Here is a 573-nt window from a genome sequence, read left to right as displayed (position 1 = left end):
CCTGAGGGGGTTCGTCCGGTTACGGAGGGTGGGTTCGGGGGGTGGGGGCGGTGAGGCGGCCCACAGGGCGCAGGTCACATCCGAGGGGCGGTAGTAGACCTGCCGCGCCGGGTGCGTGCGTCCCGCACGCCCGCCGCCACCTGGGGTTCTTCCACCCCGGCCGGGGCGGGGCCGGGGTGGGGTGGCTCCGGTCGGGGTTAGTAGGTGGGGTCGTTGCGTGGGGGTGGGGGGCCTGGCTAACTGGTGGTGTCGCAGGGCGGCCGGGGTGCGTCCCCGCCCCGCCGACGATCCCCTCTCCCTCGTGTGAGTGGCTCACGCATGCCTGCCGGGTGTGGCTGTGACCGTCCTTGTTGTCTTCGGAAGGTTTTCTGTGTCCGTCTCCGTCATCCGTCGCATCGCCGTTTCGAAGAAGTCCCTCGCGGGCGCCGTGGTGGGTCTTGCCGCCGCTGGTTCCCTGCTCGCCACGGTGCCGGCGCATGCCGCGGCGCCGTCGAGTGCGAAGGCGATCGCGCAGCAGATGATCAAGGACCCGGCGCAGTTCGCGGCCTTCAGCAAGATCGTGGAGCACGAGAG

At 71.2% G+C, this 573-nt stretch carries 1 pseudogene; it reads left to right on the top strand.

Going from position 1 to position 573, the window contains the following annotated elements:
- Nucleotides 1-370: 370 nt before the first annotated feature.
- Nucleotides 371-573 (top strand): annotated as a pseudogene (locus IF43_RS0135605) (lytic transglycosylase domain-containing protein); the annotation flags it as partial.

Origin of the sequence: Streptomyces sp. NRRL S-87 (genome assembly GCF_000719335.1) — a bacterium.
Lineage (GTDB): Bacteria > Actinomycetota > Actinomycetes > Streptomycetales > Streptomycetaceae > Streptomyces.
The sequence above is the reverse complement of the archived record's forward strand: the minus strand, read 5'-3'. Positions and strand labels throughout refer to the sequence as shown.